The 25086-nt window shown below is 34.8% G+C and carries 17 protein-coding genes; all 17 read left to right on the forward strand.

Annotated features, from left to right (window positions below; translation table 11 throughout):
- The first annotated feature begins 217 nt into the window (after positions 1 to 217).
- The 17 genes from GS03_RS06785 (at position 218) to GS03_RS06865 (ending at position 25085) form a co-directional block, all read left to right on the forward strand.
- On the forward strand, positions 218 to 8344 hold the full coding sequence (locus tag GS03_RS06785; protein ID WP_136151798.1) for an InlB B-repeat-containing protein: 8127 nt from the start codon (positions 218 to 220) through the stop codon (positions 8342 to 8344).
- Between the two features lie 284 nt (positions 8345 to 8628).
- Positions 8629 to 9063: an ArsR family transcriptional regulator gene (locus tag GS03_RS06790; protein WP_246034008.1), complete on the forward strand. Its 435-nt coding sequence runs from the start codon at positions 8629 to 8631 to the stop codon at positions 9061 to 9063.
- Positions 9060 to 10499, forward strand: coding sequence for a lipopolysaccharide biosynthesis protein (locus GS03_RS06795; protein WP_136151799.1), 1440 nt, complete (start codon positions 9060 to 9062; stop codon positions 10497 to 10499). The genes GS03_RS06790 and GS03_RS06795 overlap by 4 nt, the downstream gene beginning before the upstream one ends.
- The gene (locus GS03_RS06800; protein WP_136151800.1) at positions 10496 to 11575 is read left to right on the forward strand and encodes a DegT/DnrJ/EryC1/StrS family aminotransferase; all 1080 of its coding nucleotides are present in this window, start codon (positions 10496 to 10498) and stop codon (positions 11573 to 11575) included. The genes GS03_RS06795 and GS03_RS06800 overlap by 4 nt, the downstream gene beginning before the upstream one ends.
- The gene (locus GS03_RS06805; RefSeq protein WP_136151801.1) at positions 11569 to 12216 is read left to right on the forward strand and encodes an acetyltransferase; all 648 of its coding nucleotides are present in this window, start codon (positions 11569 to 11571) and stop codon (positions 12214 to 12216) included. Before GS03_RS06800 ends, GS03_RS06805 begins: the two co-directional genes overlap by 7 nt.
- Positions 12217 to 12219: 3 nt before the next feature.
- Positions 12220 to 13131 (forward strand): glycosyltransferase family 2 protein, encoded by a 912-nt coding sequence (locus tag GS03_RS06810; protein ID WP_136151802.1) that lies wholly within the window; start codon positions 12220 to 12222, stop codon positions 13129 to 13131.
- Positions 13132 to 13140: 9 nt separating this feature from the next.
- Entirely contained in the window at positions 13141 to 14373 is a 1233-nt protein-coding gene (locus GS03_RS06815; RefSeq protein ID WP_136151803.1) for a polysaccharide pyruvyl transferase family protein, read from the forward strand.
- 23 nt (positions 14374 to 14396) lie between these two features.
- Positions 14397 to 15296, forward strand: a complete 900-nt coding sequence (locus tag GS03_RS06820; protein ID WP_136151804.1) for a glycosyltransferase — start codon at positions 14397 to 14399, stop codon at positions 15294 to 15296.
- A 70-nt stretch (positions 15297 to 15366) separates the two neighbouring features.
- The gene (locus GS03_RS06825; protein ID WP_136151805.1) at positions 15367 to 16371 is read left to right on the forward strand and encodes an NAD-dependent epimerase/dehydratase family protein; all 1005 of its coding nucleotides are present in this window, start codon (positions 15367 to 15369) and stop codon (positions 16369 to 16371) included.
- A gap of 3 nt (positions 16372 to 16374) precedes the next feature.
- Positions 16375 to 17529: a glycosyltransferase gene (locus GS03_RS06830; protein WP_136151806.1), complete on the forward strand. Its 1155-nt coding sequence runs from the start codon at positions 16375 to 16377 to the stop codon at positions 17527 to 17529.
- Positions 17526 to 18626 carry a glycosyltransferase family 4 protein gene (locus tag GS03_RS06835; protein ID WP_136151807.1) on the forward strand — a complete coding sequence of 367 codons (1101 nt, stop codon included), beginning with the start codon at positions 17526 to 17528 and terminating at the stop codon, positions 18624 to 18626. The genes GS03_RS06830 and GS03_RS06835 overlap by 4 nt, the downstream gene beginning before the upstream one ends.
- Positions 18613 to 19728: a glycosyltransferase gene (locus tag GS03_RS06840; RefSeq protein WP_136151808.1), complete on the forward strand. Its 1116-nt coding sequence runs from the start codon at positions 18613 to 18615 to the stop codon at positions 19726 to 19728. The genes GS03_RS06835 and GS03_RS06840 overlap by 14 nt, the downstream gene beginning before the upstream one ends.
- Entirely contained in the window at positions 19725 to 20666 is a 942-nt protein-coding gene (locus GS03_RS06845) for a GNAT family N-acetyltransferase (protein ID WP_136151809.1), read from the forward strand. Before GS03_RS06840 ends, GS03_RS06845 begins: the two co-directional genes overlap by 4 nt.
- Positions 20667 to 21866 carry a hypothetical protein gene (locus GS03_RS06850; protein WP_136151810.1) on the forward strand — a complete coding sequence of 400 codons (1200 nt, stop codon included), beginning with the start codon at positions 20667 to 20669 and terminating at the stop codon, positions 21864 to 21866.
- Positions 21863 to 22825, forward strand: a complete 963-nt coding sequence (locus GS03_RS06855; protein ID WP_136151811.1) for a polysaccharide deacetylase family protein — start codon at positions 21863 to 21865, stop codon at positions 22823 to 22825. The genes GS03_RS06850 and GS03_RS06855 overlap by 4 nt, the downstream gene beginning before the upstream one ends.
- Before the next feature lie 4 nt (positions 22826 to 22829).
- Entirely contained in the window at positions 22830 to 23930 is a 1101-nt protein-coding gene (locus tag GS03_RS06860) for a hypothetical protein (RefSeq protein ID WP_136151812.1), read from the forward strand.
- Positions 23931 to 25085: a glycosyltransferase family 4 protein gene (locus GS03_RS06865; protein ID WP_136151813.1), complete on the forward strand. Its 1155-nt coding sequence runs from the start codon at positions 23931 to 23933 to the stop codon at positions 25083 to 25085.
- The last annotated feature ends 1 nt before the right edge of the window (position 25086 follow it).

A 25086-nucleotide genomic window follows, 5' to 3' on the forward strand; every position in this document is an offset into this window, starting at 1 on the left:
CTTCGAGAAATCGAGGGTCTTTTTTTGCGGTTTTGTTGTTCTCTTTTTAAGTAAATCCTTATAAGGTTTTTAGGATTTAAGTGACAACTACATCGATTAAGTACATTTAAAATCGATTAAATGCTTATTAACCGTTGTATAACAATTAGTTAATATCTTTTTCTTGTAGATTACTTTTTTAGTGTTAAGTTTGAGGCTGGAAAAAAATTAATCAGATATGAAAAGTACCTCTACTATTTTAAGATTGAGTGAGTTTGTGACATCAGGAATGATGAATAACTCTTTGAAAAAAACTAAAACAATTCTACTCTTAATCGCCGTCTTTTTGATGGGATGTAATTTGAATTTTGGGCAAACCACACAAACATGGCAAAGTACTGCAAGTACTGCTTGGTTAACTGCAGCAAATTGGAATGCAGCTGTACCAGGGAGTAAAACAGTTACTACCAATAATGATATTGCTTTGTTCAACATTAATACTGCAACAGGTGTTGGTATTAACATGACTACCCAAACGGGAACCCATTATTTGGGGGCATTGAATTTCGGAACTGGAGCTACAACAAATAGAAGTGTTAGTAATAGTACTGCGACTGCAGGGACAGTGTTTTTCAATGGTGTTACTTTAAACGGGACTGCAAATACTATTATTTGGAATCAATCTTCCGGTACCCATTCATTTACTAACGGGAGCGGTACTTTTAATCTAGGGTTAAATGCTACTGATCATGTTATTCAGATTACGGGGGCAGGAGGAGTGACTATCGCTTCCGCTATTACTGGGACTTCTAAAAATTTAGAAAAAGCCGGTACAGGTGCAGGAGTTCTTACTTTGTCAGGAACAAATACTTATTCCGGAAACACATTAATCTCAGCAGGTACTTTAGCTCTTTCAACAGGAGGTTCTATTGCAAATTCACCTAATATTACTATTGGTTCATCAGGGACATTTAGTGTATCGGGATTAACTACAGCATTAACATTGGCCACTAATCAGGTATTAAAAGCATCAGCTACAGGTAGTAATACTACAGGTACGTTAACAGTATCAAACACAAAAGGACTTACACTATCAGCAACAGGAGGACTAACCTTTACTGCTTATGGAGGTGGAGCGACAGCACCATTGACTGTTAGTGGAGCTTCTGCTGGTGTATTGGCATTAAATGGTGCGCCTATCAATGTAATCACTACTACTGCATTAACTGCAGGTACTTACATTTTAATAGATAAAGCGCTTTCGGCAACAGGTGTTTCAGGAACTCCGGGAACCCTTACTGTAAATGGTAGCGGAATAGCGCCGTCAAATACAGCAGCTCTTTCTGTTAATGGCAGTGGGCAATTAGTTTTAACTGTTACTTCTACCAGTACACCAATTCTTGCCATTACTGCAAATAGTTCCGCGGCTTTTGGTTCAGTATGTACTAATGGAAGTTCAACTAAAACCTTTACCATTACTAATACCGGTACAGCAGCAACAAATGTTGTTGTTTCTTCAAATAATGTTGAATATTCTGTTGGACCTTTATCCTCTACCAGTATTCCTGGAACCAATGGTACAGCCACTTTTGATGTTACTTATACACCGGTATCTGGCTCTCTTGGTGCCACACTAACCAGTAAATATGATACAATTACAACCTCTGGAACTTTAGGTCTGACCGGTACAGCTTTAGCACCAGTATCTCAGGCTGTTACTTCAATTGGGGCTACAAGTGTGGTAAATACTATTGCAACCTTAAATGGTGATGCAACTTTTGGCGTTTGTCCAAGTACCACTACCAAAGGTTTTGTGTATTCTAAAGATAGCGAAAATTCAAATCCGGATGTAACGGGAGGTTTAACAGTAACTATAGTAACGTCGGGTTCATTAGGTTCAGCTGGAGCTTATACTGCGGCATTAACAGGGTTAACCCCAGATACATTATATCGTTTTAAGGCCTATGTTTTTGATGGCACAACATATACTTACAGTGCCTTGCAATCCTTTACTACCCTAAAGGTAGCTTCAAAATTGGCTTTTGGTATATCACCTGCCCCGCCAACGACGGGAAATGTTGGAACTAATTTAACGACATTTACAGTATTGGCGCAAAGACCTGATGATTCTACCGATACAGAATATACAGGAACAGTAACCTTGGTAAAAGGAACTGTAAGTGGTTCGGCTAATATAACAGGAAATGCTGTGGGAGCTGTTGCTGGAGTAGCCACTTTTAATGCTACTCAGTTTGATGCGGAAGGGACTTTTAATCTTACTGCGACTTCTGGCTCGCTAACAAATTCTGCTACGAGTAGTGATATTGTTATTATTTTAGCTAATTCAACATCAAATCCATGGATAAACACAGGAGCAAGTACTTCTTGGTGTACAGGTGCTAACTGGAATACAGGTTTTGTGCCATCTACCACACAAGTTGCGACTTGGAATGATGCAGGAACCGCTATTGTTGCGGGAATAACATTTTCAACTTGTATTCCAACCGTTTTAGGAATAGAAGTAACGAATTTAAGAACCCGAGCACTTTCTATTGGAAGCCAAGCATCTACTGCAGGAACTTTAACGTTGACCGGTGGTGTAATTAATTTAACCCCTAACACAATAATTAGAAATAATTCAGCGTTTGATTTAACGCTTCAACCTAATAATAGTAGTTCTGGCCCAATGTCATTAACGTTAGGGAACACCACCAACAATATTGTTAGAGTTGATGGTGCCGGAAAAGTCATTATTACTTCAGTTATTAATGGAGGAGCAACTCTTCCGTTAACAAAAACGGGTGCAGGTACTTTAGTTTTAGGAAATTCAGCCAATACATATAGTGGTACTACGACCATTACTACAGGAGAACTGCGTTTAAATCCTTCGACTACAACAGCTACTTTTGCTTCGCCGGTTGTATTAAATGGAGGTACATTAAGTACCACGAGTATCACTGCGTCTACAACTTTCACTAGTTCTTCTACATTAGGCTTAACGGAATCATCAACGATTGCCTTAGGTTCTAATGCACATTCATTAAAATTTGCTGCCAGCAATGGAGTATCATGGACCGCTGCCAAAACAATTACCATAACAGGTTGGAATGGAACAGCTGGTCAGGCTAATACCACAGGTAACAGAATATTTTTCGGAAATTCTTCAAGCGGGTTAACGTCTGGTCAATTAAGTCAAATTACGTTCCAGGGTTATACTAATGGTACAATTATTTTAAGTTCCGGAGAAATAGTTCCTAAAGCACCTCACACAGTTACCTATAATGCTAACGGAGGTACCGGGACACAAACGGATGCCACTCTTTATAATGATGGAGCAACAGTTACGGTATTAGGTCTAGGTTCTATAACAAGAACAGGCTATACGTTTGACCATTGGAATACCGCTATTGATAATTCGGGGATTAGTTATTCTCAGGGTAATACTTTTACAATAAATGCTAATGTAATATTATACGCTCAGTGGAACATTAACAGTTACACATTAACTTATGATAGCAATGGAGGAACAGGAACGCAATCGGATCCAAGTAGTCCCTATAATTATAACACAAATGCGACTGTACTTGGAATAGGTTCTGTTGTCAATCCTGGATTTAATTTTTCAACTTGGAATACAGCTGCAGATGGTTCTGGTGTAAATTATAATCCGGGGTCAAGTTTGTTAATGACAGCCAATACCACTTTATATGCAAAATGGGTTTCAGCATCGGCGCCTATATGTGCTTTATCTACTGCTGTTGCACCTGATGCAGAACAAATAAGATGCCAAGGTTTTCCTGCCAATGCATTAGCTGCAACGATTACTTCTGCAGGGACTACAGGTTCGCCAAGTTATTCGTATCAATGGTATTATAATACTACCAATGATAATACTACATTTACACACCCAGTGGGAACCAATAGTAATACTTTTTTACCACCAACTACAGGTTCAGAAGGAACCCGTTATTATTTCGTTGTTGGTTATTCAGATAATGTTGAGTGTGGTCCACAAACGGGCACTTCAGTATCATTGGCTTCGGCAACTGTTAAAGTAATCGTAAACGCAAACCCAACAGCTGCTATAAGTGTAGCAGAGACTTCGGGAACTACCAATAATGATGGTACCATTTGTACAGGAGCTTCGGTTACTTTAACAGCAAGCGGAGGGACATCTTATTTATGGTCAACAACTGCGACTACTGCGCCTATCACTGTATCGCCTACCACAACTACAACTTACACCGTAACGGTAACTAATGCAGCGAGCTGTTCGATAGATGTTAACACCTCTGTAACCGTAAATTCTTTACCGGCTAAACCAACGATTTCACCAAGTGGTACAGTATCACTTTGTTTTGGTGAAACGACCAGTTTAATGTCAAGTTCAGGAACTAGTTATGCATGGTTAAATGGTGCTGTTGCTAGTGGTAGCACACAAACTATTTCTTCTGTTGGCGCAGGGTCTTACACTGTACGTGTTACTGATGTCAATGGGTGTCAAAGTGCGGCTTCGGATGCCACAACAGTAAATGTAGGTTCGGCTTTAGTTCCTGGTACCGTTGATGCTGCTTCTACAGCTCCTAATACGGCAAATCACGTAGTAATTAGTCAGGTATATGGCGGAGGTGGAAATGCATCTGCCACTTATAAGAATGATTTCATTGAATTATATAATCCAACAGGTTCATCGGTTAGTTTGGCTAACTGGAAAGTTCAATATGCATCAGCTTCAGGGGCATTTGGAGATGCTGCAACTTTGACTGGTAGTATAGCTCCGGGACAATATTATTTGATTGGATTGGCCAGTGGTGGAACTCCTGGAATTGTTTTACCAACAACTCAGGCAACAGGTTCAACCAATATGTCAGCAACTTCAGGTAAAGTTCAATTGATTAATGCGAGTTCAACGGTTATTGACCTTTTCGGTTTTGGAGGTGCTACTACTTTTGAAGGAACAGTGGCTCCTGCACTTTCCGGAAACGTATTATCGTATCAAAGAAAAAATTCAGGTTGCACAGATTCTGAAAACAATGCTAATGATTTTACAAACACAAATACTGCGAATGCCAGAAATACTAGTTCTCCAACAAACTCCTGTTCCATATATTCAGAAACTATTTGTAGCGGTAACACCTCAAGCCTTATCAATGCCTCGGGTGTCAGCGGAAGTACAGAACCATATACATATAAGTGGTATAAAAATGATAGTTTAACCATAGCCCCAATAGGCAGTTCCATTCCTCTTGGATGGACGGAAGTTGGTTCAGGTTTATCGTTCACATCAGGAATGCTTACAGAAGACGCTACTTTTGCACTTTATGTAACAGCTACCGGTTGTGGTTCAGGAACTAGTGCCTGGGCTTCGGGTTACAGACAAGTGGATGTAAACCCAATCCCTACGGCACCTACGATTACACCTAGTGGAACGGTTCAAATAGCAGCCGGAGGAAATGTAACGCTGACGTCAAGTGCTGCTTCAGGGAATACTTGGTCAACAACAGAAACAACAGCTAGTATTATTGTAAATACAGCTGGAAGTTATACAGTTCATGTAACTACTAACGGTTGTGTAAGCGCAGAATCTGCAGCTACTGTGGTACAAATAATTCCGGCAGTTGCTACAACTTCACCGGCTACTTTAATCACTACCGATTCGGCGACACTAACGGGGAATGCTTCAGCTCAGGGACAAAGTGCTATTACTGTAAAAGGAATAGTATACGCTAAAACAAGTGATATTATAACTACTCTTACTATTGGAGAGGCAAATGTTGTTACACTTTCTACCTCGGGTGGTACGGGTGCTTTTTCTTTACCTACAGGATTATTAGTTCCTGATACTGGCTATTCTTTTAGAGCTTACGCGACTAACAGTCAGGGAACATCTTATGGAAGTACAGTAACTTTTACTACGTTAAAATTACCAACAATTACAAGTGTTACCCAACAGGGTTCCGGTTGTGATGGAACCGCGGCAGTCTTTGAAATAGTTGGTTTATTACCAGATATTCCTGCTGAGATTACCTACACGACAAGTTCGGGTACTCATACTGCTATATTTGATGGTAATCCTGGTAATTTTCCAATTCCAACGGCGGGTATTGGGTTAACACAGTTTACTAGTGTTGCTCTTTCTTATGACAATGATAATGGTCAACCTCTTACTATTACCAGTGTAAAAAGAACCGATATTAACCGAGAAATAACAGTATTTAATCCGGGTAGTAATGTTGCTAGTATAACTGTTATTCAAAAAACAACGCCGACCTTTGCTGCCATTAACCCAATATGTTATGGTTCGGCTAGTCCATTTAGCGATACTTCTCTCAATGGTGTTCATGGAAGCTGGGCAATTGATGTTTCCTTTTTACCTTTTGATAGTACTATTGTAGGTGACACTACTTATAGATTTACACCAGATACTGGTTTATGTGCTATAGAAGTAACGAGAGTGCTAACTGTAATTGCTTTACCGGCGGTTCCAACAGTAACTACAACAGCACCAACTTGTTCGGCTAATGGATTTAGTACTATTACAAATTACAGTGCAAGCAATACATATACGTTCTCACCTACAGGTCCAACAGCTGGTGCTGGTGGAACTATTACAGGTGCGGTTCTTGGAACATCGTATACGATAACTTCTACTAATACGGGTTGTACTTCCGGACAATCTTCAGCGTTTACCAATGCGGTGATGCTACCGACTCCGGCTACTCCAACAATTTCTGCTGGAGGACCAACTACGTTTTGTTCAGGCGGGAGTGTTGTTTTGACTTCGAGTGCGGCATCAGGTAACACTTGGTCAACAGGTGCTGTATCGCAAAGTATCACAGTAAGTACAGCAGGGGACTATACAGTTCAGGTTACCAATGGTTTTGGATGTCAAAGTTTATCATCGGCGGCTACGACAGTTACCGTAATCGCTCAGCTGGTTTGGTATTTAGATGCTGATAACGATGGTTATTCAAGTAGTGCAGCATCATCAGTTTCAGCCTGTACTCAGCCTGTTGGTGGTTATAAACTCGCTGGTCAGTTAGCCAATGCAGGAGTAGGCAGTATAGGAACAGATTGTAATGATTCAGTTGCTACGATTTATCCAGGAGCTGCAGAGACTTGTTACGACGGCATACTTCAAAACTGTAATGGTAGCTTACTATCAGGCTGTGCTATTATAACTTCGAGATTACGACTAGGTGATTGTGGAGCAAACTTAACCAGTACGGGTCAGATAATTCGAGGCGATCGTTTTTCACAGGCGATTCCATCCGGAGTAACAGTTACAGGTTATCGTTTTAGAGTTACCAATACACAAACAGGAGCGTTTCGTATTGTGGAGCGTCCAAACTATGTTTTCCAATTAACCTATACAGATATTGCTACATATAGTACTACTTATACTATAGAAGTAGCGCTTCGATTGAATCAGGAATGGATGCCTACTTATGGTGCTGCGTGTAGTGTTACTACGCCAGGAGTAGCGCAGACTGCATTGACTGATTTGGCTTGTGGCAGTCATTTGGCACAGGTATCAAGTACGATTCGTGCGACAAGTGTAGTTTCTGCATCAAGTTATGATTTTGAGGTTTCGTTGATTGAGGATGATTTAGTTACGGCTACTACAGTCTTTAACAGTCCGAGTCCGTCTTTCAATTTATTACAATTGAGTAGTTTCCCAATTAAGTTTGGTGCTGAGTATCGAATCAGAGTTAAGGCAATAGTTTTAATTGACAGTGTTGCTCTGCCTTCAAGCTATGGGACTACTTGTTCAGTATTTACGCCAGAAGCACCGCTTGCTTCACTGCGCGATTGTGCAGGGGAAGGTGGGCTTGCTCTGACTTCGTACAACACTGTTATTTATGCTAATCCACTAGGTATAGGAGGAGCTCAATATATATTTACATTGTATAATGAAGATGGCTACAGCCAGCAGTATTATAGTTATAACCGATATGTACGTTTAATGGACTTCCATTTATTGACACCATTGACAGTAGGTGGGGATTATAAGCTACAGGTAGATGCATTTATTTATGGTTTCCCTTATGCTGGTAAAGATTGTGATATTTCTGTTCCGGCACCACCGACACCATCGGGCAAAATAGTTGTAGCTACAGTATTCCAGGCGAGTGCTTATCCGAATCCTTTTGCGAATAACTTTATGCTGGATGTTAAGACCTCTAGTGATTCAGTAGTGAACTTAAAAGTTTATGACATGGTTGGAAGATTGATCGAGCAGCGTGAAGCGAGAGTATCTGATTTAGAAACAACGACCATCGGAGATCGTTATCCGAGTGGTGTTTACAACGTGGTTGTATCACAGGAAGATAATGTACAAACGCTACGTGTAGTAAAACGATAATAGCTATTTGTTATTTATAATAAAAAGGCCTTCGAGAAATTGAGGGTCTTTTGCATTTAATCAAGTATAATATAGTAAGGAATAAAATATATACCTAAACAAGAAATAAGTAGATTTAAATTGTGATATCTATTGACTATTTTTCTTTTAATATTTGTTGTTTTTAATAAATACGAGTACTTTTGTTACTCAAAAAAAATAATGTGCTAAATACTTTAGTTACTTCTAAAACAAGAGTGCGTTTGTTGGTCAAGTTTTTTATTAATGTGGCCAACAAGGGATACTTGCGTGGTTTAGCGGAAGAGTTTGACGAATCGACTAACTCTATTCGAAAAGAATTGAATAACCTTTCTGAAGCCGGTTATTTAAATAAAGTTACCATTCAAAATAGAATTAGTTACAACGCTAATACGCAACATCCATTATTTGAGACACTACAGAAATTGGTATTTCATTATTTGGGTTTACCTACTATTATTGAAATGATAGTAGAGCGAATGGGTATTGTAGAGCAGATCTATATTATTGGCGATTATGCTCGCGGCATTGATAGTGGTACTATAGAGGTAATAATAGTTGGACCACAATTAGATAAACAGTATTTAAATCAGTTAGAAGGTAAAATTGAAAAAGAAATTGAACGAAAAGTACGGTTTATAGCCACTAGTAATTATAAAGATAAAGGATTGTTGATTTATGAAGCCAAATTATTATCATGACCTTACGTAAGCAAGCACTTTCAGGTGTTTTTTGGACTTTTTTGCAACAGTTCAGTACACAGGGTATTTCTTTTATAGTATCCATATTAATGGCCAGGTTATTATTGCCATCGGAATTTGGATTGATAGGAATGATATATATATTTATTGCTATTGGTAGAATGCTTATTGACAATGGTTTAAGTCAGTCCTTAGTCAGAAATAAGGAAGTTAGTCAAGAAGATTACAGTACGGTTTTCTATTTTAATTTAGGAGGAAGTATTTTGATTTACATAGCTATTTATTTTTTGGCGCCGTGTATTGCACTTTTTTATAAACAAGACGTATTAACCCTTATTATACGACTTTATTGTTTGGTGTTTTTAATAAATGCTTTTGGAACTGTTCAAAGTACCATTCTAACTAAAAATATGCGCTTTAAAACTCAAATGTTAGTTGCTATACCCTCTTTGGTTATAAGTAGTTTAGTGGGGATTTCTATGGCATATATGGGGTTTGGTGTTTGGAGTTTGGTTTGGAGTGCTATAGTGCAAAGTTTTTTAAGTGTACTCCAACTATGGTTTTGGTCTTCATGGAGGCCAGCCTTACTCTTTAGTGTAGAAAAGTTTAAATATCACTTTTATTATGGGTATAAACTAACACTATCAGGTTTACTGGATGTTCTTTTTAACAATGTTTACACTATTATCATTGGAAAATTCTTTTCTCCAACGCAAGTAGGTTTTTTCACCCGAGCTGACTCATTGAAACAATTCCCAGTTAATAATATTGCTAAAATTTTAGACAAAGTTACTTTTCCCTTATTTGCTCATATTCAAAATGATGATGTCAGACTAAAAAGCGTCTATAAAAAAATTATGCAGATGGTTATTTTTTTGGTAGCACCATTACTTATATTTTTAGCCGTTTTAGCCGAACCGTTGTTCAGATTCCTGTTCACAGAAAAATGGTTACCTGCAGTACCTTATTTTCAAATTTTATGTGCTAATGGTATATTATATCCAATTCATGCTTACAATTTAAATGTTTTAAAGGTTAAAGGAAGAAGTGATTTATTTTTGAGATTAGAGTTAGTAAAAAAAATACTTTTGTTAGTAATTATTCTTATCACTTTTACTTTTGGTATCTATGGATTATTATATGGTAGTGTACTGTTTTCTATTTTGGCTTTTTTTATTAATACCCACTACACTGCCAAATTCATTAACTATACTTCATTTGAACAAATAAAAGATATTGCCCCTACCATTTTTTTAGCCCTTTTTGTTGGGGTGTTATTATATTTTATTGATATTTTTGTGATAACAATAAGTCAGTATGATATTGTTAGACTGCTAGTTGGCGGATTCGTATCTTCTATACTTTATGCTTTATTAGCATTTAGTCTTAAAATGCATTCCTTTACAGAGTTAATTTCAATTATAAAAAGAAAATGATCAACGTTACCAAAACTTTTTTCCCGCCTCTTGAGGAATATACAGAACAATTAGAACGAATATGGAAAAACCAATGGTTAACTAATAGGGGTGAACTTATTTTGGAATTAGAAGAAAAACTAAAAAGCTATCTTTCTGTTTCCAATATTATTTTGATGAATAACGGTACAATTCCGCTTCAAATTGCTTTAAAAATATTAGGGAAAGGTGGTGAAATAATAACAACTCCCTTCAGTTATGTAGCCACAACTGCAGCAATTGTTTGGGAAAATTGTACACCGGTTTTTGTTGACATACATCCTGACTATTTAACTATTGATGAGACTAAAATAGAAGCAGCTATAACTGATAAAACTACAGCTATATTAGCTACTCATGTTTTTGGGAATCCTTGCCATCTTGAGGCTATTTCGGCAATCGCAAAAAAACACAATTTAAAAGTAATTTACGATGCAGCGCATTCCTTTGGAGTGACCTATAAGGACAAATCTATTTTTGAGTATGGAGATGTAAGTACCTGTAGCTTTCATGCCACTAAATTGTTTCATACAGGTGAAGGCGGAGCATTATTTTGCTCTGATGAACATATAAGAAATCAATGTTTTTACAGTCATAATTTTGGTCACAACGGACCATTGGATTTTCACGGGCTTGGTATTAATGGCAAAATATCCGAATTGCAAGGTGCTATGGGATTAGCGGTTTTGCCTCATATGGCTACGATTATGGCAGAACGAAAAAGAACAGTTGATTTATATAATAATCACCTAAATTTTTCGAAACTTACTAAAATGAAGCTAAGAGACAACACTGTATGGAATTACAGCTATTATCCGGTTCTTTTTGAAACGGAGAGCGAATTATTAACTGTTCAAAAAGCTTTGAATGCAGAAAGTATATTTCCGAGACGGTACTTTTATCCTTCATTGAATACTATCAATTATGTTAATGCAAAGCAAATGATTGTATCCGAAAGTGTTGCAAGCAGGGTTTTGTGTTTGCCTTTGTCTCATGATTTAAGGCAAAGTGATATTGAAATAATTATTAAATCAATAAATACTAATTTATCATGTTAATTATAGGAGCTAAAGGATTTGCCAAAGAAGTTTTAGAAGTTCTAAAACAATTAAATCGCCTTGAGAATATTGCTTTTTATGATGATGTTAATCATGATATTGGCGATTTTTTATACAGTGAATTCCCTATTTTGAAAAGTGAATTACAAGCTAAAAATTTCTTTGAAAAAGTGGGCTCAGAATTCACCATAGGCATTGGTAATCCACAATTGAGATATAAATTATATAAGAAATTTACAGATTTGGGAGGTGTTTATGCTTCCACAGTAAGTCCATTAGCAATTATTGGAAGTTTTGGAAATCAAATAGGTGCAGGGTGTAATATTATGACATCTACTGTAATTACGAATGACATTACAATTGGCGAAGGGGTTTTGATCAATTTATGTTGTACTGTTGGTCATGATACATTAATTGATGATTTTGTGGAATTGTGTCCTGATGTAAATATTTCGGGTAATTGTCATATAGGTAAATTTTCTTTTATAGGCACCAATAGTACAGTTTTACCTAATGTAAGAATTGGTAAAAATGTTATTGTAGGTGCAGGTTCTGTTGTTACCAAAGATGTTCCTGATAATTCGCTTGTAATTGGAACTCCTGCAATAATTAAAAAAGACTTGCCTCCTTTTGAAGTTTAATTTATGTCAAATTCTAATTGCCCTATAGTTAGCGTTGTAATGATTACTTATGGACATGAAAATTTTATTCGTGAAGCCATTAGTGGTGTACTTATGCAGGAATGCTCATTTGAAGTTGAGTTAATAATAGCTAATGATTGTTCTCCTGACGATACAGATATTATAGTGAATGATATAAGAAAATGTTATGATGGTCCTCATAAAATACATTACCATAAACATATAAACAATTTGGGAATAATGCCAAACTTTATATGGGCTGTTAAACAATCTAAAGGTAAATACATTGCACTGTGTGAGGGTGACGATTATTGGACAGATCCTTTAAAACTGCAAAAGCAAGTTGATTTTTTAGAGCATAATACTGATTTTTTTATGGTTGGTCATCAGTCCCAAAAAATAATAAATATAATAGACGGGAGTGACACTGAAATAATCGGAATATTTAAAAAAGATGTATTTGATTACGATGATTTAGCCATTAAAAATATAAGAATACCTACAGCTTCTTTAGTTTTTAAAAATAAAATTAAGTTTCCTGAATGGTTTTTTAAAGTTTATGGAGGGGATAGAGCTTTAATATATTTGGCAAGCACAAAAGGTAAAATAAAAGTAATGGATTTTATAGGTTCCGTATATAGGATACATGACGGTGGTATTGAACAAGGGTATAAGAAAGATAAGTCTTCTTTGCCAAAAAGAAATATTCATGAAAATAATATCTACTTGTCAATTATTCCAAAAAAGTATACTTTCAAATATTTAAAAGCAAATAGTTGGAATTATTTTTATTTGAGTATAAATTATCTCAGAGAATTCAAGATAAGTAATTCGTTTAAGTCTTTTTATAAATCAATTTTATATTACATCAAATACTTATGGAGTTTACAGTATTTAGGAAAAATAAATAATTAAAAAATTAAAATGTCAAATATTCTTATTTCAACCAAACTTAAAACTACCAATATTGGTAATCAAGCCTTATCTGATGAATTGATACTAATGGCACGTGAATTTACCACAGAAAATAATCGATTTAAAGTAACAGGTCGTCCGGTTGGTTTAGATAAATATAAATTTGATTCGTTAGATAAATTAAATCCTGTTGCACATTTTGAAGGTATAGCTCAAAAAATTGCTGAAAAGGCAAGGAAACTAAAAAAACTTACTTTTGATAATGGAGATTTAGCTATTGTAAAGACCAATTTATTAGATGTTGAAGGGAATATAGTTAAAACAGAGAAATTAAGAAGAATCGCTAGAAAAGTGAGAAGATTTTATTATTCATTTTTTTTATATTCGAAAAAGTATGAAAATAGACTTGCTTTGTATAGCAATATGGATTATTATCTTTATAGTGGCGCTGGTGAAATTGGTTTCTCAGATTTTTTCCTTCGACAACTATTAGATTTGAGAGTGGCGCAGCTTTTAGGAGTAAAAACATGCGCTATTAATCAATCTGTTGAATTAACAGAAGGTATTGAAAAAGAAATTTTGATGCATGTTTATGAAAAAATGCATAAAATTGTGGTTAGGGGTGAAATTTCAAAAACATTGCTTGTGAGTAATAATATTAATCAAAATATTATTACTGTATGCCCTGATACAGCCTTTAGAAATAAAGTTGAAATCGTACCTAAAAAGACTTTTGATAAAAGCATAGCCTTAAATATCACACCTAAAACATACGATAAATATAACTATGACACTATAATAAAAAAGTTACTTGAGCATAACTATAAAATAACCTTTGTCAGTAACGACCCGATGGGGGAGAAAGAATTAGCTGAACAATTGCATAAAAAATATAATTTCCCTATTATTATTAAATCATTGAATTACAAAGAGTATTCAGAATTTATAAAAGAATTCGATGTTTTGATTAGTTCACGATTGCATTCTTGTGAATTGGCATTAACAGCAGGAGTGCCCGTAGTTCCGGTAGAAGGAAATGTACACAAAACTACAGAAGTCCTGAGTTTTGTTGAATACCCGATTTCGGTAGTAAATGCAAAATCTGATTCTTTTGTAGAAGAGCTATGGGCTAACATACTGTATGTTGAAAATAATTTTATTGCTATTCAAAATTGGATATTGGACAATAGAATGGGCATATCTGAAAATGCTACTAAAAATATTATAAGTGCTTTAGATTAAATTAACAAAAAAAAACAGACTCAATGAAATTTGCAGCATTTATAATGACTTATGAGCGTCCTCAATTGATTTTGGATACTATTAGCAAGTTACTTGAGCAAACTTTGCCACCTGTAAAAATAGTAGTGATTGATAACAGCGAAACCACGCTTACTCAAATAAGATTAGAAGAGTTCAATAGTCCAATAGTAGTTTATCATAGGGTTGGATATAATTCAGGACCTTCAGGCGCTGCGGCAATAGCGCTTAAAATGTTGGCTGATGAAGGTTATGATTGGATTTATTGGGGTGATGATGATGATCCCCCTCAGCATTCGAGAATTTTCGAACAGTTACTGGATTTAGCTCAATCACTTCCTTATTGTGGATCTGTAGGCTGTGTAGGGCATTTTTTCGATCCTAAAAAAGGAATTATAAATAGAGTTCCTAATATTCAGCTTCAAGGGAAAGGACACATAGAAGTTGATACAATAGCTGGAGGTATGACTAAAATAGTAAATGGGAAAATGATTAGAGAATATGACATTTTACCAGAAAAGGAATTTTTTTTTGGGTTTGAAGATTTAGATATTGATTTAAAAATTCAAAAAGCAGGATTTCATCTATACGTAGATAAAGAAATATATCTAAATGGGAGAATAAAAAGTGGGAAGATAAATTTGCACGTCAGAAAGATCAATAAGCCTACTCTTCAAACACTTTGGCGTGAATATTATTCTATTAGAAATTTAATGTATATTTTTTGGAGAAATAAATTATATAGTGCTTTTTTAAGAATTTTAGTAGTCAAATCACTAAAGATGGTTTTTAATTTTAGATATTCATTCGCTATTGGATGTTATACAACAAAAATTACATTATTGGCTTTTGCACATTTTTTTCAGGGAAAAATGGGATTACGGGTTAAACCTTTGAAAAAGTAATTAATTTTAATTTTATGCTGAGCTGAGTATTTACTTTTTTTAAAACCTTTATAAAAAAAATCGATAATAAATGAAAATATTAGTAACCGGAGCCGCCGGATTTATCGGAATGCATACTGCTGCTAAAATGGCTGCCGATGGTCATCGAGTCATCGGGTTAGATAATATTAATTCCTATTATGAAACACAGTTAAAGTTTGACCGTTTATTGCAATTGGGCATTGAAAAAGAAGATATTCGCTACAACAGCAAAGTATCAGGTTTACCCAATTTTGAATTCATCGAACTCGATATTCAGGATGCCGGAAATCTAAATACCCTGTTTGCCAGAGAAAATTTTGATTGTATCATTCATTTGGCTGCTCAAGCTGGGGTTCGTTATTCCATTACTAATCCAAGAGATTACATTGACAATAACATCATTGGATTTTTCAATATTTTGGAAGCTTGTAGGCAATTCAGTATCAATCATTTGATTTTTGCTTCAAGTTCTTCGGTTTATGGAAATTCTGACGATGTGCCATTTTCAGAAAATCAAAAGACAGATGCCCCGGTAAGTTTTTATGCCGCGACCAAAAAAAGTAACGAGGTGATGGCACATGCCTATTCGGATTTGTATAAAATAAAAATTACCGGCTTAAGGTTCTTTACTGTATATGGCCCTTGGGGTCGACCTGATATGGCGCCTGTACTTTTCGCCAAAGCGGGAGTTAATAAAAAGCCTATTAAGATTTTTAATAATGGTAATCAAAGCAGGGATTTTACATACATTGATGATATTGTTGAAGGTATTAAAATAGTTGCAGAAAACTCAAAAGACATTGAAAATTACAAAATTTTAAACATTGGAAAAGGGGCTCCGGACTTATTAATGGATTTTGTAACTACTTTGGGAAAAGAGCTTAATGTGGATTTTATTTACGATTTTCAACCTGCTCAGAAAGGCGATGTTATAGCAACTTTTGCCAATACTAAGGCATTGGAAAACCTAGGTTACAAACCTAAGACTTCTTTATTTGACGGTATTCATGAATTTGTAGACTGGTTTAAAAAATATTATAAAATAGCTCGATGATTGATGGGTAAAATTAAAATCGTTTATATAATAGATACTTTGCAAACGGGAGGAGCAGAGAAAAGCTTGGTGGATATTGCCATTAATAACAACTATTTTGATTGTGTTTTTATTACAATTTACAAGGGCGATTTTTTGGTTAAAATTCTCGAAGCACATAATATAAAAGTGTATTCTCTAAATATTGCTACTCGTTATTCTTTTTCTGAAGCGGTGGATAAATTAATTCCGTTACTACATGAAATCAACCCAGATGTAATACATTCAACCTTATTCCGGTCAGATATAATAGCACGTAGGTTAAAGAAACATTTTAAAATCCCTTTGATTAATAGTTTTGTAAATAACTCCTATACTAATGATCGATATTCCAAATTATCATTGACCGCAAAGCTGAAATTATATTTGGTTCAATGTTATGATATGATTACCGCCCAAAAGGTAGATTGTTTTATTTCTAATTCAGAAACTATTAAACTCTCTAACGCAAAGGCACTAAGAATTAATCTGGATAAAATAAAAGTAATTTACAGGGGAAGAAATTCTATTCTTTTTGATAATATTTCTGCAGATGTGGTTAAACAACTTAAAATCAAGCTTCAATTGGAGGGTAAAACTGTTTTTTTGAATGTCAGTAGACTACTCGACAGAAAAGGTCAGTTGGATTTGATTACTGCTTTTAGAGAGGTAAACAAGATAAATCCAGAGACAGTGTTGCTAATTGCCGGAGAAGGTAGTTATCGTTCTGAACTAGAAACCGCCATAAATGAATTTGGTTTAGAAAAGAGTGTTTTGCTTTTAGGAAATAGGGAGGATATTCCTGTTTTGTTGAAAATGGCAGATTTTTTTGTTTTTCCTAGTTATTATGAAGGATTGCCAGGAGCCTTAATTGAAGCGATGATGGCTGAAAAAATAATTATTTGCTCAGATATTCCGGAAAATAAAGAATGTGCAACAATAAATGAAGTAATTTTTTTTAGCAAAGGCGATATCGGAGATTTAAAGCTGAAAATGAGAGAAGTGATTATGAATGCTGAACAGTATTCTGATAAAGGAAAAGCAGCAAAACAATTAGCAAATCAAAAATTTGATATAAACAAAGTGGTAGAATACTATCATCAGACCTACAATGAACTAATTCAATCACATTCAAAATGAAAATTCTACAAATTATTCAAAAACCTCAATTTCGAGGGGCCGAAATATTTGCTTGTCAGCTAAGTGAACAACTACAACAATTAGGACATACTGTAGATGTGATTTTTTTGTCAGGAAGTAGAAGGGAAGTTTTACCCTTTAATAATCTTAATTTTTTGCACTTAGAAGCCGATTTAACTAAAAGATTTTGGGATTTCAAAGCCTATAAGAAATTAGCAACTATTATAAAAAATGGTCACTATGATATAGTTCAAGCCAATGCATCAGATACCTTAAAATATGCCGCTCTATCTAAGTTTTTTTATAGGTGGAATCAGCCTTTGGTGTTTAGGAATGCTAATAAAATAAGTGACTTTCTTACCTCATTGCCCAAAAAATGGATAAATTCCTTTTTTATTAATACTACTCAATTAATCGCTTCTGTAAGTGATTTATGTAAATTAGATTTTCAAAACCAATTTCCCAAATATACTAAGTCAGTTTTATCTTTACCAATAGGTGTAAGTGTTGAAAGTAAGCCTTATTCTAGTTGGGAAGAAGCTAAGTTGAGTTTCACAGCTGACCAAGATATTTGGATTCATGTAGGCAGTTTTGTCCCAGAGAAAAATCATATGGGATTAATTGAAATTTTTAATGAATTCAGTAAAAAGTTTAACAATCAGCATTTAATTTTAATAGGAAGTGGTAAACTATACCCTTCTGTTTTGAAATATGTTGAAGATAATCAGATAACGAATATTCATTTCTTAGGAAAAAGAAATGATGTAACTAAGATTTTACCCTTATGTGAAGGTCTACTCTTGCCAAGCCATATAGAAGGATTGCCAGGTGTGATATTAGAAGCAATGATGTCTAAAATTGCTGTTGTAGCTTATAATGTAGGAGGTGTTTCTGAAGTAGTTAATGAAAAAACAGGTTATTTGATTAATAAAAACAATAAGCATTCTTTTGTTGATGCTATGATAAATATAAAAGAGAAAAAGACTCTTGAAAAGATTCAAAATGGATTTCAATTAGTAAAAGAAGAATTTTCAAATGAAATAATTGCAAAGAAATTTGAAGTTGCTTATTACAATTTGCTAAATGGGAAAAATTAAAGTACTCCATATCATAAAATCTTTAGGCCGTGGTGGTGCAGAAATGTTACTGCCCGAAACCTTGAAAGTGCATGATACTTCTATGTTTGAGTTTCATTATATTTATTTTTTGCCCTGGAAAAATCAAATGGTTGAAGCCATAGAAAATTCTGGTGGGAAAGTAACTTGTTTTGCTGCTAAAAATAATATTCAATTGATTTTTCAATATCCCAAGATTGTAAAATATTGTAAAGAAAATGAGATTCAACTCATACATGCTCATTTGCCTTGGGCAGGATTTGTGAGCCGACTGGTTCATCGATTAACCAAAATCCCAACCTTATATACTGAACACAATCTTCAAGAGCGGTATCATTTTGTAACCCGTTATCTCAATCAATTTAGTTTTAATTCTCAAACATTGGCTATAGGTGTTTCTGAAGATGTTACTCAGTCTATTCAAAAAAAAATTGCGCCTTCCATACAGGTAAAAACTATTTTGAATGGTGTGAATACAGAAAGTTTTAAGCGAAATACACAAACAGAAGGAAAAGATATACGACAATTGTTTCAAATCCAAAATGATGATTTTGTTGTTGGAACCGTTGCTGTTTTCAGATTTCAAAAACGCTTGGATAAATGGCTCGAAATCATGTCGGTCGCCATCGCTAAAAACCCAAAGATTAAAGGTATTATTGTTGGTGCCGGACCTTTAGAAGAAGAATTTAAAGCAAAACACCAAGAACTTCACCTAGAAGGGAAAGTTTTTTTTGCCGGTTTGCAAACCAATGTTAAACCCTATTATGATGCCATGGATGTTTTTATGATGTCATCATCTTTTGAAGGATTACCAATCGCTTTATTGGAAGCGATGAGCATGGAATGTGCTATTGTTTCTACGGATGCCGGTGGTATTAAAGAGGTTATTCGATCAAATGAGGACGGATTGATTGTAGCTGTTGACCGATGGCAATTACTTTCCGATTCTGTTTTGGCCTTGAGCCAGGACAATCAAAAACTTGCCTTATACCAATCTAATGCCCGAAAAAGAGCAGTAGATAGTTTTAGTATTAATGCTATGGTGAAAGAGTTAGAATCTTATTATTCAACTTATTCATTATGATTGTTAGAAAATCAGAATCCTCGGATAAATCAGCTATGATTGACTTGCTCAAATTGAGTTTGGGTGAAGGCATTTTAAAAAAATCTGAACAAGTTTGGAATTATAAGCATGAACAAAATCCTTTTGGTGCTTCCTATGTTTTACTTGGTTTCGAAGAAACGGTATTGATTGGAATAAGAGCTTTTATGCAATGGCGTTGGCAAAAAGGAGAACAGATTTGGACAGCGTATCGAGCGGTTGATACAGCCACTCATCCTAATCACCAAGGAAAAGGAATCTTTAAAAAGTTAACTTTACAAGCCTTGGACGATGTAGCTCAAAAAAGTGAGTGTTTTATTTTTAATACACCCAATGAGAAAAGTAGGCCTGGTTATCTGAAAATGGGTTGGGAAATTATTGAAGCTATTCCAATTGCGATAGTGCCGGTTCCATTCTATGCTATTTCGAATTTATTTTCCCAAAAATTAGAAGTAGAACATATTATTTCTCCATCCAGATTGGATGAGATTTGTACATTTCATAATAACAGATTATCAAAAAAAAATGGCATCTTTACACCTAAATCAGCAGCCTATTTAAAATGGAGGTATGAAGATAATCCGATGCAGGATTATACTGTTTTTTCTAATGATGATTGGTATTTGGCTCTCTATTGCAAAAAGCATCGTTTTTTTAATGAACTTAGAATAGGGGATATAATCAGTGCTAATCCTTCTTTAGATTGCCGTTTGATACGAAAAACGATTATGCAATTTGCTTTCAAGAATAAGTGTTTGATAGTCACAGTAGCCGATAAAAGTTTGTTTGGACTTCGATTTTTCGGTAAGTTCGGACCAAAACTCACGTTCAAACCTTTAACAAAAGATACAGTATTTATTAAGAGTGCTATGGATATTAAAAATTGGAACTATAACTTAGGTGATTTAGAATTGTTTTAGATGATTGATTTTATAATTGTATTTATACTGCTTTTGGTAGTAACCCAAAAACTTTTAGCGAGTTTGTCAAAGAAGTTTGCTTTTTTTGACAAATCACTAATGCAGAAACTATATTGGTATCATCTATTTTTTTTTGGTATTTATTATCTCTACACCTTATATAATCCTTCAGATTCCAAACAGTATTACCTTGTTGCTCAAAATGCAGGTGAAGAATGGTCACTTTTTTTTGAGTCAGGAACCAAGTTTGTAAGTTTTGTGGCTATTCCCTTTGTATCTATGGGATTTTCCTATTTAACCATGATGTTGGTTTGTTCCTGGTTTGGGTATATTGGATTTGTTTATGCCTATCTTTATTTTAGGGAGAATATCCCAATTGATATTAAAATATTCAAAAGATACAATCTATTGACAGTGTTGCTTTTTTTGCCCAATATGCACTTTTGGACAGTTTCTTTAGGAAAAGGGTCTCTCATTTTTATGGGATTAATGCTTTTTACCTATGCGGTTAAGTTTCCTCAAAAGAGAATTGTCACATTGTTGATTGGTGGTTTCTTTGTGTATATGGTTAGGCCACACGTAATGCTTTTTGTTTTAGTTGGTGTTATGATAGGTTTGCTAACCGGTCGGGGAAAATTGACAACGGGTGTTAAAATATTGATTTTAGCAATGTCCTTAGGGTTTTTATTTGCGGCTAGTAATTCTATTTTAGCGGTTGCTAAATTAGAAAATTCAGAAAACGTAGTAGATGATTTCGAACAGTTCTCCGAAAAAAGATCTGTCGGTCTTTCTGAATCTGCCGGTTCCGGAGTTGATATGAGTAGTTATGCTTTGCCCTTTAAGTTTTTTACCTTTTGGTTCCGTCCTTTATTTATTGATTCTCCGAGTTTACTGGGTGTTTTTAGTTCACTGGAAAATTTAATTTACTTATTGCTTTTTGCGAAAATCTTGAATAGAGGTTTTATTCGTTTTATTCGAAAGGCACCCTATATGGTTAAAATGTCGGCTATAGTTTTCTTATTGACTTCTTTCGCCATGACATTTGTAATGTCTAACTTAGGGATTATTATGCGTCAGAAATCGATGGTTATGTATTTTGGTTTTTTTGTTATTTATTACTTTTTGGCACAAAAAGAATTTAATAAAAGACAACAACAAAAGCAAAGAGCGTATGAAATGGCCTTAATTCCTAATCCATGAAAAAAGGAGCTTTAGTAATCTCACTTGATTTTGAATTGGTATGGGGCATTTTTGACCATATCCAAATTAATGATAAAGTAGCTTATTTTGATAACACTTTAGCTGCTATTCCTCAAATGCTGGCACTCTTTGAAAAGAATAATATTAATGTAACCTGGGCTACGGTAGGAATGCTTTTTAACGAAAACTGGGATGAATGGAATGCCAATATACCGGCAGTTATTCCAAGCTATGATAATCAAAATTTAAATCCATATAATTATGGATTGCAACATCAAAAAAGTGGATTCGATCGATTTTTTTTTGCTCCCAATCTGATTAAAGAAATCAATAGTGTCAAAGGACAGGAAATTGGAACGCATACCTATTCCCATTATTATTGTTTAGAGAAAGGGCAAACGATTGAACAGTTTGATGCTGATTTGGCGCAGGCCATAAAAATGGCAAAAAATTTTAGTGTTGACTTGCGTTCACTAGTTTTTCCAAGAAATCAATACAATAGTGCGTATTTGGATATTTGCTCAAAACATCAAATAGAAACCGTTAGAACCAACCCAGATTCCTGGTATTGGGATACTACAAAATCGGAAACCTTTGTTTCAAAATTAGCCCGTACCGGTGATGCCTATTTGCCAATTGGAAAAAAATCATATTCAAAAGATTCGATATCAAATGATAAAGTCATTGGTCAGTCAGCAAGTCGATTTTTAAGACCACAACACCAATTTGAGTTTTTAAATAGCACAAGGTTGGCCCGAATTAAAAATGAAATACTTCATGCTGCCAAAAACGGAGAAGTCTATCATTTATGGTGGCATCCGCACAATTTTGGTATAGCTACTGATGAAGCCATTAAAACTTTGAAAGCTATTATAAGTGTTTTTAATCAGTGTAGAGATGAGTATGGTATGGAAAGTCTGACCATGAAACAACTTAGTGACGCACGTTCGGCGATTTAATATCATGATAGGTAAAGCGATAGATGGCCTGAAAAATTATGATAAAAAAGACATGCTGCTTTTTGGTTATCATCTGCTATTCATTCTAATCGCATACAAATTAAGAGTTGACAGAGGTATTTCAGATGCCCATTTATACTGGGGAAAAAGTATTGATATCAATCAGCATTCGTGGTTTGATTTTGCCAATTACGGAACCAATTTTATTTTGTTTCTCAATTATCCGTTTATTAAATTGGGATTGCCTTTTTGGTTTGGTTTTTTGATGTACGGAATAATTGGTTTTTTGGGCATCAGGAAATTTATGGATTGGGCTTTTTTAGTCTTTGGAAAGCCATTGCAATACAAAGGATTTAATCTGTTGTATTTAGTTTTTTTTCTGCCAAACCTTCATTTTTGGACAGCTTCTTTGGGAAAAGAAGCACTTCTTTTTTGGGGAATCGCCAGTGTTTTTTACGCTATGGCTTCTCATAATTATAAAACTTTTAGTTTTGTTGTAGGCAGTTTATTGGTTTTGATTATCCGACCACATGTTGCTCTGATGTTATTAGCTGCTATAGCTTTGATCGTACTTTTTGACAGCAAGTATTCTTTAAAAAAGCGAATAGCGTTTTTCACTTTTGCTTTAGTATTTTTGTCAATGCTTTTGTATATGGTTTTCCAGTTGTCAAATATTCGTTATTGGAATTGGGAAAGAATCACCTATTTTAATGAGTATTCTATTTTATCGTTTAAAGGTTCAGGAACTTATGTTCCAATGCTGGAATACAATTATTTTTACAAACTGTTCTCATTCAATTTCCGCCCTTTATTTTTTGACAGTATTAATGTTTGGACATTTTTCGGCAGTATAGAGAATTGTATAGTTCTTTTACTTCATGGCATTGCATTGTTTTTTGTAGTGAAGTTTTATGCTAAAATTACTTTTGGGCAATGGCTGAAAATTGTTTTTTTATTTACCTTTATTGCTAGCCTGTTGTATGTGCAACGCTATGCTAACTTGGGTATTTTTATGCGGACAAAAATGATGTTTCAACCCTTCATGATGATTGCTTTACTCTTCATAATTAAGCAAGGCATAGCATTTAAAAATTTAAAGGATTAGATGGAAAAACCCAAACTCATACGAATAACGACTGTTCCACTTTCTTTAGATAAATTATTGTCGGGGCAATTGAATTATATGAATTCTTTCTACGAAGTAATTGCCATTTCCTCTGAAAAAGAATATTTAGAGAGAGTTGGCGAAAAAGAAAAAGTGCAAACTTTTCATCTTGAAATGTCCAGAAAAATAACGCCAATTCAAGATTTTCTGGCGGTTATTAAACTGTATCGTTTTTTGAAAGTAAATAAACCTCTGATAGTTCACACACATACACCAAAAGCAGGAATCGTTGGAATGTTAGCGTCAAAACTAGCTGGCATACCCTATAGATTTCATACTGTAGCCGGATTACCCTTACTTGAAACCAAAGGATTTAAAAGAACGCTTTTAGATTTTGTGGAAAAACTAACCTACAGCTGCGCTACCAAAGTGTATCCCAATTCACATGGATTATCAGACATTATATTAAAAAACAACTATTGTTCAAACGCCAAATTGAAAGTAATTGCTAACGGAAGTTCTAACGGTATCGATACAGCTTATTTTAATCCAGACCTGTTTTCTAAGATTCAAAATTTGGAGCTAAAAGCAGCCTTGTCTATTTCAACTTCCGATTTTGTATTTGTATTTGTTGGTAGATTGGTGGCCGATAAAGGAATCAACGAAATGGTAGCCGCTTTCAAATTAGTAAATGAAAAATATCCGAATGCAAAGCTACTTTTAGTAGGAGATTATGAATCCGATTTAGATCCGTTATCACCTTTGACATTAGATCAAATTAAAGCTAATGATGCTATCATAACAGTTGGTTTTCAAAGCGATGTTCGTCCTTATCTGGCTGTTGCACATGCTTTGGTTTTTCCAAGTTATCGTGAAGGATTTCCCAATGTAGTGATGCAATCCGGGGCAATGGGTTTACCGTCAATAGTGTCGAATATCAATGGCTGCAATGAAATTATTGTTGAAGGCCAAAACGGAACCATTATTCCGGTTAAAAATACTCATGCTATTATTGAGAAAATGGAAAAGCTAATTGATGACTCAGCATATTATACCTCGTTAAAAAATAATGCCAGAAGAATGATTGTTGAGCGTTATGAACAGAAAGTTGTTTGGTCCGCCATTATCGAAGAATACAGAAGTCAAAAAATATAGC

The organism is Flavobacterium sangjuense (assembly GCF_004797125.1).
Classification (GTDB): domain Bacteria; phylum Bacteroidota; class Bacteroidia; order Flavobacteriales; family Flavobacteriaceae; genus Flavobacterium; species Flavobacterium sangjuense.